The sequence below is a fragment of the Ruegeria sp. CL5 genome, from assembly GCF_056536485.1.
Window position 1 is genome coordinate 133,290 of record NZ_JBQFPS010000008.1, and the last position, 12,758, is coordinate 146,047.

Sequence of the window (12,758 nt, forward strand, 5' to 3'; positions counted from 1 at the left end):
AAGTATCCCCGCCAGAGGCATCGCGCGTCAGCGCGATTACTTCTAACGCACGATACGATTGAAGTGCCCCATCTTGCGGCCCACCTTGACCTCGGTCTTGCCGTAGAGATGCAGCGCGATATCCCGCTCACGCGCAAGTTCGGGCACGCGGTCCATGTCGTGACCAATTAAGTTCTCCATCACAACGTCCGAGTGCCTTTGCCCGTCGCCCAATGGCCAACCTGTCACTGCTCGAATATGCTGCTCGAACTGATCTACGGCACAACCATTCTGCGTCCAATGACCCGAGTTGTGAACCCGAGGCGCGATTTCGTTCACGACTAAGCCTTCAGGCGTCACGAACAGTTCAACTCCCATCACGCCAACATAATCCAGCGCGTTCAGGATATTGGCCGCGAGTAATACTGCGTCTGTTCGTTGCGCCGGAGACAGGCGTGCTGGGATTGTGGTCGTATGCAGGATGCCATCACGATGCACGTTCTCGCCGGGATCGAAACAGGCGACCTGACCGTCGAGGCCACGCGCTGCGATAACCGACACTTCATGGCTGAATTCCACGAACCCTTCCAGAATGGAAGGCGCACCTGCCATGTCACCCAAAGCTGCCTCGGCGTCGTCGGGCGCACGTAGGCGGGCTTGCCCTTTGCCGTCATATCCAAAGCGGCGGGTTTTCAGGATCGCAGGGGTGCCGATTTCATCAATTGCAGCCTGCAGACTGTTCAGATCGGTGATGTCTGCAAAGGGCGCAGTTTTAAGGCCCAGACCTTGCAGAAAGGTCTTCTCGGTCAGCCGGTCCTGACTGACCCGCAGCGCCTCACGGCCGGGGCGGATTGGGCAATGTGCTTCAAGCAGATCCAGCGCCTGAGTGGGGATGTTTTCGAATTCATAGGTGATGACGTCTACCGATTCCGCAAAGGCCTTGAGAGCGTTCTCATCATCATACGCAGCGGTTGTGACACGATCCGCCACCTGTCCGGCGGGCGGGTTCGTACCTGGTTCAAAGATATGAGTCTTGAACCCCAGTCGTGCTGCGGCGACCGACAGCATACGGCCCAGTTGGCCACCGCCCAGTATTCCGATCATTGCACCGGTCGGGAGCATATCTGCCATCGTTACGTCTCCAATCGTTTGCCAATCGCTGTAAGAGCGCTGCGCAAAGCATCATGCGCGCCCTCGGACTGCAAGGTATCTGTCATCTGAAGGCTTAGCGTGCCTTCGGTCGCAAGTGCGTCGCGCTCTGTAGCCAATTGACCCGCTTGCCCTTTCTTCGTGGCTTCAAGGAAGCCTGACATCAGTTGAGTGGTGTAGAACTCGGCACCATGTTCGTCGCCGGTTTGCTCGGCCAGCCAGTCTGCACCGGTTGCCATCAGATCCAGAAGGCCTGGCACCATGGCGCAGATTGCGAAATGGGCGTTCAATGCCGTCTCGTCAGCGACTTTTACCACGGGGTTTTCGGGCTCAAACAACTCGGCCAGCAAGCGATCATTGCCGTAGGCGGCGAGTGGGCATCCTCCGGTCTGCAAAAATCCCAACGGGATGGTCTGCACGAAATTTGATGCTGGAGCGCATAGTGTTGCAAGCTGGGTCTGAGGCACCGCAGCCATCACAGATACGATCTGCTGATCAGAGCGAAAGGTCAGCGGGCTCAGAACATCTTCTGCAATATGTGGGCGCAGGCAGAGGAACACGATGTCTGAGCCATCAAGTACCTCCTGCGGAGTGCCGACACCGACTCCAAGCTCTGCCTTCAAGGCCTCGGAAACCTGCGCGTTGCGCTCGGTGACACAAATTTCATGCCCTTTTGAAGCCATTAATCGTGCAATCGGCGCCGCGATGTGGCCGGTGCCGATGATGCCGATGCGGCTCATCCCTGCGGTTCCTCGGGAATCGAGGCCGAGAGCGCCTCGCGCCAAGCCTCCAACCGATCCGCCAGTGCCGCATCCTGTAGCGCTAGTATTCCCGCAGCCATCAGCCCCGCATTGGCTCCACCGGCCGAGCCGATCGCCATGGTTGCCACCGGAAAGCCTTTGGGCATCTGCACGATCGAATAGAGCGAATCCACGCCCGACAGTGCGCGTGTCTGCACAGGCACACCAATCACCGGCACGCGGGTTTTTGACGCCATCATGCCGGGCAAATGCGCTGCGCCGCCTGCACCTGCGATGATCACGTGCAAGCCGCGCGAAACAGCGGATTTGCCATAGTCCCAAAGACGGTCTGGCGTGCGATGAGCCGAGACGATGCGCGCCTCATATGCGATGCCCAATTCATCTAGAATATCGGCGGCCTCTTTCATCGTGGGCCAGTCCGACTGACTGCCCATGATGATCCCTACTTTCACATCGCTCATAGCTACTGTGCCCCTGCCTTCGGAAAGAGCGCGCACTATAGCCAAATCCACTTATGTGGCAATGCGGTACACGCGCTTCAGGCGATGATATCTGGGGTCAAACGGTCTTCGATCAGACGAATAATGTCTTTCAGGCGCAGTTTCTGCTTTTTCAGTCGTTTGATCGTCAGCTGGTCCGAGGTTCCCTTGGCCTGCAGAGCTTCAATTGCCTCGTCCAGATCGCGGTGCTGGCGGCGAAAAACCTCCAACTCAACACGCAGGACTTCATCGGTTTTCATCGAAAGATCGGTGGGCGCGTTCATTGGCGACTCAGTAGCTCATGTGGTGCTTTACACACAAGATAGTGTGTCAGGCTTTATCCGGCCAGACCTTGTGGACATCCCTGTATCTTCCCATATTCTATAATACGCGGTTGCCAGAACGGGGCCGCACAAAACGTCGCTTTGACAAAGAAGGACGAAAATACGTGTCGAAACTTACCTTAGGCTCATACCCGCATCTTTTGGGGTTCGAGCAGTTGGAACGCCTTCTGGAACGGTCTGCAAAGGCTGGCAACGAAGGGTACCCGCCCTATAACATCGAACAGACCTCGGATTTTTCCTATCGCATCACGCTGGCCGTGGCCGGTTTCGCGGAAGAGGACTTGTCGATCACGATCGAGGATCGCCAACTGGTGATCCGGGGCCGTCAACGCGACGACAGTGAAGGGCGCATTTTCCTGCATCGCGGCATCGCGGCCCGTCAATTCCAGCGAATGTTTGTGCTGGCAGATGGCGTCGAGGTGGGCGAGGCGATCATGGAGAACGGTCTGCTGCATGTGGATCTGACCCGCGCCGTGCCAGAAACCGTGGTTCAGACAATCAACATCAAGAAGGGGTAAGAGCAATGAATACGCCGATTGAGATCAACACTGAAGGCAACCGGATTGTCTATGTAAAGGCCGTTGATGTGGCCGACCTGCCGCAGGATCTGCGCGAGCAGGCAGGCGATTTGGATCAGCTTTATGCGGTTCACGATTCCGATGGCCAGCAACTGGCTTTGGTGGCCGACCGCAAACTGGCCTTTGTGCTTGCACGGGAGCATGATCTTTCGCCCGTGGCCGTTCACTGAACCGGCTCCGCACTCTGCTGAAATGACGTGACATTTGCCTCGACTGCGGTGATCTTGCCGCAGTCGGCAAAGCAGGAGTGTGCATCATGAGCTGGTATGATTTTGACTGGGTGGACGCATTCAGTGATCGGGCCTTTGGCGGTAACGGCTGCGCAGTCGTGCATGGCGGGGCCAGCCTGACGGATGAGGTTTGTATGTCTTACGTGCGCGAAACCTCATTGGTTGAATGCACCTTCACAGGACCATCGGATGTAGCCGACATCCGAGTCCGATATTTTCTTGCCAGCCGGGAAATCCCGTTTGCTGGACATCCGACAATCGCAACCGTTGCAGCAATGCGTTCGCGTGACCTGTTCGAAGGCGATGCGCTGACGCTGGAAACCGGGGCAGGGATCGTATCGATCGAACTTAATGGCGATGAGATTGAGATGACGCAGGTCGCTCCGAAATTTGGTGATCAGGTGCCAGCCAAGTTGGTTGCTGCTGCTATCGGGTTGCCTGAGGCTGCAATTGTTTCTCCACCTCAATTCGTTTCGACCGGACTGCCGTTCTGCATCACGGTTTTGCGCGATCACGCAGCGCTGCGTGCGGCTAAGCTTGACGTGGATTCGCTTGGAAGAATTGCTGAAAGGGCTGGATTCTCGGGGTCCGACATGGCCGAGCCGTTTCTGGTCACACTCGATGGCGCAACGGCGGAAGGCGATACATTTTCGCGCCTTTTGATGGCGCCGCCAAGCCCTCCCGAAGACCCGTTTACGGGTTCGGCGACTGGCGCGATGGCGGCCTATCTGTGGAAATATGAATTGATGAAGAAGGACTGTTTTATCGCTGAGCAGGGGCACGATATGGGGCGGCCCGGCCAGGCGCGCGTTACGAAGGTTGGGCCCTCCCAAGCCATGACTGGAATCAAAGTTGCCGGGCGCGGCCATGTGCTGATGCGTGGGCAGGTGGACCTGCCTGACGGGGTGTCATAGCGCATTGGGTCTGTCGCAGCTTACTGCTTCATCCAATCTGCCTGAATGATTGGTCGCGAAGCCGGATCAATCGAATGCCTTTCGCAGATCCTTTCCAGATATGACCGTCTCTGCGGCAGGCCTGCATTTTGACTTGCGAGCCATTTCTTTTGATGGCCGTAGATATGAACTGAATAGGTCCGCTCACCCTCGAACTCTTTCAGCGCGATGTTCGGGGCGTGCAGTTTCCAAAGCTCTTGCCGTTCAAGTGGATAAAACGCATCTGGCGGTTTTGCTTGGCGATCCTCACCCGTCTTGTTCATGAAATGAGTCAGCGCCTTGGGGCCGGAACACCCCCAGGGCAGCGTCTCGATCCCCCATGTTTCTCCACGCATGGAACGATCGCGGTTCTTTCGGTGCAAGCGTGGTCCACGCCATGGTTGGGTTGGGTTTTCGGCCGCCACAAATTCCAACATCTGCGTCAGTGCCTGTGACTCACTCGGCAGCCGGAGAACCCCGTTGGGAAGTGATCCAGAGGAAGTGGAGCCAAAGACATAAGGGCCTTCGAACTCAAATGGCCTGACGCAGTACGCGTCCAGATCGACCCAGATAGAACTGGTTTTCCGCATCAGATGCAGCCGAAAGATGTCTGAGAAAACTGCGATCCGTTGTCGGTCGTTATTCCCAAGATCGAACGGAGCAGGCCAGAGTATGTCAGATGCAGGACGAGTTACGGCACCGTCGGGTACACCATCGATCTGTTCGGCGGTGTATAGAACGAACTCGTGACCGTTATCGAGATAGGATTGGATACAAAGCGCCTCGATCCAGGATAAATTCGAACCGTACCAGAAGCCGGCGATAGTTGGCAGAGGTTGCGCCATTCAGTGACCTGACCACACCCGATCATTCGATTGCTCAATCTATATTCGGTTTTGACCAGATCAGGCAACGTGGGGTGTTTCAGACGAATGTGGCAGCCTCCGAATGACGGAGGCTGCCGTGACTTTTACGAGATGCTCAACCGGCAGCGATCAATCCCATGCTTTCCAGTTTCAGCAGAACCTGATGGGCGCAGTTATCGACTTCGACATTCTCGGTCTCGACGCTAAGCTCAGGGTTTTCAGGCACATCGTAAGGGTCAGAAATTCCTGTGAATTCCTTGATTTTCCCCTCCCGTGCGAGTTTATAAAGGCCTTTACGATCGCGGCGCTCGCATTCCTCAATGCTGGTGGCCACATGCACTTCGCAGAACGCACCGAATTGTTCGATCTCTTCGCGGACGGCGCGCCGGGTGGTGGCATAAGGTGCAATCGGCGCACAGATGGCGATACCGCCGTTTTTGGTGATCTCACTGGCCACATAGCCGATGCGGCGGATGTTCAGGTCGCGGTGCTGTTTTGAGAAGCCCAGCTCAGAGGACAGGTTCTTTCGCACGATATCCCCGTCCAGCAGAGTGACAGGACGGTTCCCAGTTTCCATTAGTTTGACCATCAAAGCGTTGGCAATAGTGGATTTGCCTGAACCTGAGAAGCCTGTGAAGAACACTGTGAAACCCTGTTGAGATCGCGGCGGGAAACGATTGCGCAATTCCTGTACAACCTCGGGGAACGAAAACCATTCCGGAATCTCGAGCCCTTCGCGCAAACGGCGGCGCAGTTCCGTGCCCGAGATGTTCAGGATCGTGACGTTGTCCTTGTCCAGAATCTCGTCATTCGGCTCGTATTGGGCGCGTTCCTGCACGTAAACCATATGTTTGAAGTCGACCATCTGGAGGCCGATTTCGTCCTGGTATTTGCGGAACAGGTCCTGCGCGTCATAGGGGCCATAGAAATCTTCACCAGCCGAGTTTTTGCCCGGACCGGCGTGGTCACGACCAACGATGAAATGGGTGCAGCCGTGGTTAGCACGGATCAAGCCGTGCCAGACCGCCTCGCGTGGGCCAGCCATGCGCATGGCCAGGTTCAACAGCGACATAGACGTGGTCGAGGCTGGGTATTTGTCCAGCACCGCCTCATAGCAGCGTACACGCGTGAAATGATCAACATCGCCGGGCTTGGTCATTCCGACTACAGGGTGGATCAACAGGTTGGCCTGCGCCTCTTTAGCAGCGCGGAATGTCAATTCCTGATGCGCGCGGTGCAATGGGTTGCGTGTTTGGAATGCGACGATCCGGCGCCAGCCAACTTTGCGGAAGTACGCCCGCAATTCGTTTGGTGTGTCACGACGGGCTTTAAAATCATAATGTACCGGCTGCTGGATACCCGTAACCGGGCCGCCCAGATAAACTTTACCCGCTACGTTGTGCAGGTAGTTCACCGCCGGATGGGCATCATCATCCGCACCAAAGACCTTCTCGGCCTCGCGTGCCTTGTCCGGCGTCCAGCGGTCGGTCACGGTCATGGTGCCTAGAATGACGCCTTCCTGATCACGCAGGGCAATGTCCTGACCTGGTTCGACGGTTGCCGCAAATTCCTCATCAACGTCCAGCGTGATCGGCATAGGCCACAGCGCTCCATTGGCCAGGCGCATGTTTTCGACCACGTTGTCGTAGTCGGCTTCGCTCAGGAAACCTTTGAGCGGGTTGAACCCGCCATTCATAAGCAGTTCCAAGTCGCAGATCTGTCGGGGGCTCAGGTCCCAACTGGTCAGGTCGGCTGCTTCGACCTTCAGCTTTTGTGCGGATTCATAAGAAACGTACAATTCAGGGATCGGGGCCAGGTTGCTTAGCATCGTCATAGGAAATCTCTTATCTCAGTTTTGATTGCTCTTGTTTCAGAGGCGTTAGCGAGGCATGTGCCCCGTGCAGTGGGTGAAGTCCATAGTGAGAAAAAAACAAAGGATGATATGCATGGTTTTTATTTGAAATGGAACGTTTTTTTGGATTTTGCATTCTATTGCATAGAAGTTCCCACGGACATACAATCTGGGGCGGTCAATCAGGCAATCTGTTCCAGCGGCAAGATCCGCGACTCAAGTTCGGATGCGTTCTGGACGGGCAGGGCGGGCACAGGTTCGATAACGCCTCGCAAGTTGAAATCACGTAAATCGCTTGGGTCGCATTGCAGTCCCGCCGCTTGAAGTACTTTGTCTGATACAAGTAGCTCGACGCCCAGCGCTTTGGTCTCGGCCTCCAGACGGCTGGCGACATTCACCGCGTCCCCGATGATGGTGCGTGGGGCGTGCTTTGCGGCACCGATTTCGCCCAACACAAGATCACCTATATGCAGGCCCATGCCAATGCATACAGCTGCGCTGCCCTCGGCTTCAAGTTGTTGGTTAAATCTCTTTAACGCCTGGCTAATTTCAACGGCTGCCTGAAGTCCGGCAAGGGCGGAACTTTTGGTGTCCGCCGTTTCGAACATGGCCAACAAACCATCCCCCATGTATTTATCGACTACCCCACCCTGAGCAGTGATGGCAGGCACAATCGCGTCGAAGAAACGGTTCAAAAGGAACACGATGTCATATGGTAATTGTCCGGTTGTGCGGGCTGTAAATCCACGCATGTCAAGGAACAGGACAGCCAATTGCCTTTCCTGCCCCTGACTGGCGTGGGCTCGATCACGCGCGCCATCAGGTCTGAACACGCGAAATACAGTAACTGGGTCCGTTGGGCGCATCTGACAGGCCAGGCGCGTGCCGTCCGGGGCGCCTATGGCTCTCAGACTACGGGCTTCGATTTCTGTGGGTGGATGCAGCTGGTTTTCCCCTTCTTCAACGATAACACGACAGGTTGTGCAGCGACCCTTGCCACCGCACAGGGCGGTATGTGGGATGCCGTTTGCATGCGACATCTCAAGTAGGGTCATACCCTTCTCGGATACAACTTCAGGTCCATTCACATAACGGATACGGACCGAGTGACGCCGCCGCCACAGCTTGCGCCCAACAAAGATCACCCCGGTGAGTGCAAGCGCTCCCCAAAATACCAACAACGTATTGTCTTTTACTACGAACAGATCCTGAAATGTCTCGGGTGAAGGCCAATTGTAATGTTCAATATATTGCTCGCGCAGATCTGGATCAGCGAAATCAGACCAGATGCGACGACCTTCCGTCAAAAGCCCAACCAGCGCGAAGCCAGGTATAAAAACAGCAACGCCGATCAGGTAAGGTGTCAATTTGCGCCACCAAAACGTCAGACGCAGCCACATATGAAGACCAATGCAGCCATGCACCCAAACCAGCAGAAGCAGTAAGCTTTGCATCCAGATCGCACTGTTGGGCCACATCAAGACAATGATATAGCCCATCTCGTCGTTTACTCCGAATATTTCATGGGCATATCGGGTCTGGACTAGGTGCGAGATCAGCTGAAGCGGGATTAGAAGACCTAAAACGACTTGCAGAGCGACACTGAAAGGCATCCTTAGGGTGCGGCGCTGTGCGATCGAGATCAGAGCCAACCCCGCGTGAACCAGCAGCGCGGCATACAGCAGAACGGTTCCGATCCCGTGGCGGCTAACGGTCTTGCGCCCGTCCTGCATTCCATGCAGCAGATCGGTGTGAAACAGACCCAAGCCGATATTGATGAAGTGAAAGAACGCAAAGACAAACAGCACGAGGCCGCTTGCGATCCTGAGCCGGCTCATCCATCCGCCGCGCCAAAGTGCGTTATCCAAAAGCTTACCTGTTCGTCGCGTTGTTTGAATCGATCCTGATACGGCGGTGTGCGCCGGTCAAGGTTACCTTTCGGGACGCCAATCGTTAGGCGTGCTCGTCGGCTGTATCAAATTGACCCCAGTACTGAACAACACGAGATGGTTAAGTTCGGGCCGCGAACGCGAACTGTACAACAGCCCGTCCGCGCCAGATGCGCGTGCTTCATCCGAAAATCGCCAAGTTGGGGAAGGGGTGCCGTTGTCCCGCAGGTCTTGCCAGACAATCGAGACATCGGCGCGCGCCCGCAAGTCCATCAAATGCGCTGCGGAAACCTGAAACTGTTGAATTACACGCGACGGATCGCATGGCGAGACATAGCGCCGTATGGCGATCCCAGCTCCTTCTGCGCTTAGTGAAGCATACAGGGCGAATTGGCCGGAATGATGAAACCGGCCTTCGGGTGCGCGTGCAGGCGCCAATGGGGTGCCCAATTGGCTGCGGAACAGAATTCTCCAGACCGGGCCGGAGAACTCTGTAATCATTCTAGTCGTTCTCCGCCAGGAACCGCTCGGCGTCCAGCGCAGCCATGCAACCCATGCCAGCGCTCGTTACAGCTTGACGATACACATGATCGGTCAAGTCCCCGGCTGCGAAGACGCCCGGAACCGAGGTCTCGGTCGTGCCCGGATTGGTAATGACGTAGCCCCCCATGTGGGTTTCCAAGGTGTCTTTAACCAGTTCATTCGCCGGGGCGTGACCGATAGCGACAAACACGCCTTTGCACGGGATTTCGGTGATCTCTCCGGTTTTGACGTTCTTGACCTTGACGCCTTCGACGCCCAGCGGAGCATCGGTGCCAACGACTTCGTCCAATTCATGGAACCACAGCGGCTCGATCTTTTCGTTCTTGAGCAGCCGGTCCTGCAGAATTTTCTCGGCGCGCAGCTCATCGCGGCGGTGGATCAGCGTGACTTTGCTGGCAAAATTGGTCAGGAACAGCGCCTCTTCCACTGCGGTGTTCCCACCACCGATTACCACAATTTCCTGCCCACGATAGAAGAAACCGTCACAGGTGGCACAGGCCGAGACACCAAAGCCTTTGAATTTTTCCTCGGATGGCAGGCCGAGCCATTTGGCCCGCGCGCCTGTGGCCAGGATTACTGCATCGGCAGTATAAACTGTGCCGCTGTCACCCTTGGCCGTGAAGGGGCGCTGGCTGAGGTCCAGATCGTTGATGATGTCACCGATGACCTCGCATCCCATGGCCTTGGCGTGATCCTGCATCCGCACCATCAGATCCGGCCCTTGCACCTCGGTGTCACCTGGCCAGTTCTCGACTTCGGTAGTAGTGGTCAGTTGCCCTCCAGGCTCGATACCCTGCACCAGAATCGGCTCCAGCATGGCGCGGCTTGCATAGACGCCAGCAGTGTATCCGGCCGGTCCCGATCCGATGATCAAAACCTTTGTGTGTCGTGTTTCAGCCATGGTATCCCCACTCGATCTGCCTTTTAGGGCAATTTTCCAATCCGGATCGATATAGCGACCACAACGCAGAGCTTAAAGCCCTTTCATATTGCAAGCTCTTGATGCGACTGATGACAGGTTAATCGGGCGAACATACATTTGAGATAACGAAAATTGCTCAGTCGTGAAATATTATTGCGCCCACCGGGGCTGCTGATATAACAACCGGAAAAATTTAGGAGCATTCGATGGTCGCGACCCGATTGGATGAAATCGACCGCAAGATTCTTGCGGAGCTGCAGGCCGACGGCCGAATGACCAATGTTGAACTTGCCAAACGCGTTGGGATATCGGCTCCACCCTGTCTGCGACGGGTGCGGACATTGGAGGATTCGGGTTATATCCATGGTTACCATGCGGATGTGAACGCCCGCGAACTTGGATTCGAGGTGCAGGTTTTTGCGATGGTCGGGTTGGAAAGCCAGGCTGAATCCGAACTCAGTGCCTTTGAAGACCGTTGCCGCGAATGGCCTTTAGTCCGTGAATGCCACATGCTGAACGGCGAGGTGGATTTCATCCTGAAGTGCGTTGCACCGGATCTCAGCAGTTTTCAGCAATTTCTTACGGGCGAGTTGCTGACCACGCCAAACGTTGCCAGCGTGAAAACCTCGCTCGTTATCCGAGGCGCAAAAGACGAGCCAGGCGTACCATTTGACGTACTGGAAGACCGGATGAACCAGACGGCCTGACCCTGATGCCAGATTGATCCACCGCGCATGGTGACAGCACCGCTGCCACAGCCAGGGATAGCGCCCAAATTACTAATATCTGCATGATGCCCCCACACTTGCAGTAATCATTAACCAAATCACGCTGTTAAGGCGTCAATTTCACCATCACCCGCTCTTGGCAAGAGCAACGGTCCAAAATCGTTCAGTGATTCGATATGTGAGAATAGATTCAGATAGATCGATCGCAAAGAGTGGCTGATCATACGTACAGCATTGACGCCAGGATGGTAGGTTTCGAATTGCAGACCATCAACCCGGATGACCGAATGTCGCGCGACGCAGATATGGAACAACTCAACCGGAGTCGGCGGTAGCGTTTCAATTACGCTCGTACCGTCTTGGAACTCATTCACGGGTGTCAGCATAGGTTGGCCGGCATGCAAATGGCGCATATGCGCTGGTGTCGCGAGCAGGCGTGCTGCGGGACCAGCGATAACGCCCGACATTGGTTTCTGCATTCCAAAGGTGTCGGCCATAATTCGGGTCAGCGGACGGGTCCGTCCACGCGAATCTTCGCGCCCCGGGATTAGTGTTACAGACCCCTTCCAAAGCACCGTTTCGGATGATCCGTTCTGAGTAAGAACATCATCACCGGGCAACAGGTCTTCAATGGCCATCGGACCATGCGTTGTCTCGACCAACGAGCCACGTGTAAAGGCGCAAAACGCATCTTCGAACATCGGTAAGGCCGGTGCGATATGCCTTGTCTGTGAAACATCCCCATTTTCCAGCAGGCAAGAGACTTCGTACCTTCGAAGTTGGGCCTTAGGTTTTGTTGACGGCCCAGGCACATCGCGCAACAGCGCTGACGTCTCGACCGCGTTTCTGGCAGCTTGTGCCAGAGAATTTGGAATAGCCATATATTCCGTCTCCTCTAAATACCGTCCGGGCATTTTGAACCCCCGTGCAACTGCGCCAAACGGCTATGTTCTTTGTCTTTAATCAAAGGGATAAACACCGGCCGATGCTGCAAGTGCGCAGCGCCGCGAAAAGCAAATACCAATGTTCATGGTCAATTTCATGACCCCCCAGACAAACTCGTAAACTGCAGGCTTCAATTGCCCGCAAGCACACGCTCCGAAACATGGTCGCAATCTCGATCGCGACCCCACATACCGAACCAGAGCATTACCCGGTATGTGGCTTGCCCGTTGAGACCGGCAGCTGGTCCCATGGGGTTGCTTGTCAGCGTCTCGCCGCCAGGCGGCGCGCGACTCTGACAGAGTGACTAGAAACCCGCTTCCAGGGCATTTCTGGTTCCTGATCCTTAAGGGCCGTAAGCACGGCATTCAGAAAGCGCGATTTCATTCTCATATTCATCATCCTGCTTCGTTGGGGCGAAACGCCCGGTTCCTGTATGTCGACCAAATGTGATGCGGCTTTGCGGCACCGATAAGGCTGATCCGGGATGAATTCAGGACAATAGGAAGGTTTTAGTTACCTCTTGGCTACGTGCGCCAACGCTCAGTTGCCCCAATTTCGGGT

The 12,758-nt window shown here is 55.6% G+C and carries 14 protein-coding genes; 4 read left to right on the plus strand and 10 right to left on the minus strand.

Annotation, left to right across the window (positions count from 1 at the left end; all coding sequences use genetic code 11):
• Positions 1-42: 42 nt before the first annotated feature.
• From ACR0IU_RS14765 to ACR0IU_RS14780, 4 genes are all read right to left on the minus strand, one after another.
• Complete coding sequence (locus tag ACR0IU_RS14765) at positions 43-1,110, minus strand: 5-(carboxyamino)imidazole ribonucleotide synthase (protein WP_480716782.1); 1,068 nt, start codon at positions 1,108-1,110, stop codon at positions 43-45.
• A gap of 2 nt (positions 1,111-1,112) precedes the next feature.
• A complete protein-coding gene (locus ACR0IU_RS14770; protein ID WP_480716783.1) occupies positions 1,113-1,868 on the minus strand; it encodes an NAD(P)-binding domain-containing protein in 756 nt (251 codons plus the stop codon).
• On the minus strand, positions 1,865-2,350 hold the full coding sequence (purE, locus tag ACR0IU_RS14775; protein ID WP_480716784.1) for a 5-(carboxyamino)imidazole ribonucleotide mutase: 486 nt from the start codon (positions 2,348-2,350) through the stop codon (positions 1,865-1,867). Before purE ends, ACR0IU_RS14770 begins: the two co-directional genes overlap by 4 nt.
• Before the next feature lie 77 nt (positions 2,351-2,427).
• A complete protein-coding gene (locus ACR0IU_RS14780; protein WP_010441787.1) occupies positions 2,428-2,652 on the minus strand; it encodes a YdcH family protein in 225 nt (74 codons plus the stop codon).
• Positions 2,653-2,816: 164 nt separating this feature from the next.
• On the opposite strand from ACR0IU_RS14780, the gene ACR0IU_RS14785 reads away from it, so the two are divergent.
• The 3 genes from ACR0IU_RS14785 (at position 2,817) to ACR0IU_RS14795 (ending at position 4,434) form a co-directional block, all read left to right on the plus strand.
• Complete coding sequence (locus ACR0IU_RS14785) at positions 2,817-3,230, plus strand: Hsp20 family protein (RefSeq protein ID WP_010441788.1); 414 nt, start codon at positions 2,817-2,819, stop codon at positions 3,228-3,230.
• A gap of 5 nt (positions 3,231-3,235) precedes the next feature.
• Entirely contained in the window at positions 3,236-3,460 is a 225-nt protein-coding gene (locus ACR0IU_RS14790; RefSeq protein ID WP_170472953.1) for a DUF1150 family protein, read from the plus strand.
• A gap of 86 nt (positions 3,461-3,546) precedes the next feature.
• Positions 3,547-4,434 carry a PhzF family phenazine biosynthesis protein gene (locus ACR0IU_RS14795; protein ID WP_480653116.1) on the plus strand — a complete coding sequence of 296 codons (888 nt, stop codon included), beginning with the start codon at positions 3,547-3,549 and terminating at the stop codon, positions 4,432-4,434.
• Positions 4,435-4,454: 20 nt separating this feature from the next.
• On the opposite strand, the gene ACR0IU_RS14800 is transcribed toward ACR0IU_RS14795, so the two are convergent.
• The 5 genes from ACR0IU_RS14800 to trxB form a co-directional block, all read right to left on the minus strand.
• The gene (locus tag ACR0IU_RS14800; RefSeq protein WP_480716785.1) at positions 4,455-5,297 is read right to left on the minus strand and encodes a hypothetical protein; all 843 of its coding nucleotides are present in this window, start codon (positions 5,295-5,297) and stop codon (positions 4,455-4,457) included.
• 136 nt (positions 5,298-5,433) lie between these two features.
• Positions 5,434-7,152: a bifunctional sulfate adenylyltransferase/adenylylsulfate kinase gene (locus ACR0IU_RS14805; protein ID WP_480716786.1), complete on the minus strand. Its 1,719-nt coding sequence runs from the start codon at positions 7,150-7,152 to the stop codon at positions 5,434-5,436.
• A 200-nt stretch (positions 7,153-7,352) separates the two neighbouring features.
• The gene (locus ACR0IU_RS14810; protein ID WP_480716787.1) at positions 7,353-9,008 is read right to left on the minus strand and encodes an adenylate/guanylate cyclase domain-containing protein; all 1,656 of its coding nucleotides are present in this window, start codon (positions 9,006-9,008) and stop codon (positions 7,353-7,355) included.
• A 93-nt stretch (positions 9,009-9,101) separates the two neighbouring features.
• A complete protein-coding gene (locus ACR0IU_RS14815) occupies positions 9,102-9,560 on the minus strand; it encodes an RES family NAD+ phosphorylase (protein ID WP_480716788.1) in 459 nt (152 codons plus the stop codon).
• Position 9,561: 1 nt separating this feature from the next.
• On the minus strand, positions 9,562-10,503 hold the full coding sequence (gene trxB, locus ACR0IU_RS14820) for a thioredoxin-disulfide reductase (protein ID WP_480716789.1): 942 nt from the start codon (positions 10,501-10,503) through the stop codon (positions 9,562-9,564).
• A 227-nt stretch (positions 10,504-10,730) separates the two neighbouring features.
• Here trxB and ACR0IU_RS14825 point away from each other — a divergent pair, with 227 nt between their 5' ends.
• On the plus strand, positions 10,731-11,231 hold the full coding sequence (locus ACR0IU_RS14825) for an Lrp/AsnC family transcriptional regulator (RefSeq protein ID WP_010441796.1): 501 nt from the start codon (positions 10,731-10,733) through the stop codon (positions 11,229-11,231).
• 119 nt (positions 11,232-11,350) lie between these two features.
• On the opposite strand, the gene ACR0IU_RS14830 is transcribed toward ACR0IU_RS14825, so the two are convergent.
• Entirely contained in the window at positions 11,351-12,133 is a 783-nt protein-coding gene (locus tag ACR0IU_RS14830; RefSeq protein ID WP_170772576.1) for a Hint domain-containing protein, read from the minus strand.
• Between the last annotated feature and the right edge of the window lie 625 nt (positions 12,134-12,758).

What these genes read in the sequence shown, in the direction of transcription:
- ACR0IU_RS14765 (WP_480716782.1), bottom strand. Translation starts at nt 1,110, where the DNA reads ATGGCAGATATGCTCCCGACCGGTGCAATGATCGGAATACTGGGCGGT.
- ACR0IU_RS14770 (WP_480716783.1), bottom strand. Translation starts at nt 1,868, where the DNA reads ATGAGCCGCATCGGCATCATCGGCACCGGCCACATCGCGGCGCCGATT.
- purE (WP_480716784.1), bottom strand. Translation starts at nt 2,350, where the DNA reads ATGAGCGATGTGAAAGTAGGGATCATCATGGGCAGTCAGTCGGACTGG.
- ACR0IU_RS14780 (WP_010441787.1), bottom strand. Translation starts at nt 2,652, where the DNA reads ATGAACGCGCCCACCGATCTTTCGATGAAAACCGATGAAGTCCTGCGT.
- ACR0IU_RS14790 (WP_170472953.1), top strand. Translation starts at nt 3,236, where the DNA reads ATGAATACGCCGATTGAGATCAACACTGAAGGCAACCGGATTGTCTAT.
- ACR0IU_RS14795 (WP_480653116.1), top strand. Translation starts at nt 3,547, where the DNA reads ATGAGCTGGTATGATTTTGACTGGGTGGACGCATTCAGTGATCGGGCC.
- ACR0IU_RS14800 (WP_480716785.1), bottom strand. Translation starts at nt 5,297, where the DNA reads ATGGCGCAACCTCTGCCAACTATCGCCGGCTTCTGGTACGGTTCGAAT.
- ACR0IU_RS14805 (WP_480716786.1), bottom strand. Translation starts at nt 7,152, where the DNA reads ATGACGATGCTAAGCAACCTGGCCCCGATCCCTGAATTGTACGTTTCT.
- ACR0IU_RS14810 (WP_480716787.1), bottom strand. Translation starts at nt 9,008, where the DNA reads ATGAGCCGGCTCAGGATCGCAAGCGGCCTCGTGCTGTTTGTCTTTGCG.
- ACR0IU_RS14815 (WP_480716788.1), bottom strand. Translation starts at nt 9,560, where the DNA reads ATGATTACAGAGTTCTCCGGCCCGGTCTGGAGAATTCTGTTCCGCAGC.
- trxB (WP_480716789.1), bottom strand. Translation starts at nt 10,503, where the DNA reads ATGGCTGAAACACGACACACAAAGGTTTTGATCATCGGATCGGGACCG.
- ACR0IU_RS14825 (WP_010441796.1), top strand. Translation starts at nt 10,731, where the DNA reads ATGGTCGCGACCCGATTGGATGAAATCGACCGCAAGATTCTTGCGGAG.
- ACR0IU_RS14830 (WP_170772576.1), bottom strand. Translation starts at nt 12,133, where the DNA reads ATGGCTATTCCAAATTCTCTGGCACAAGCTGCCAGAAACGCGGTCGAG.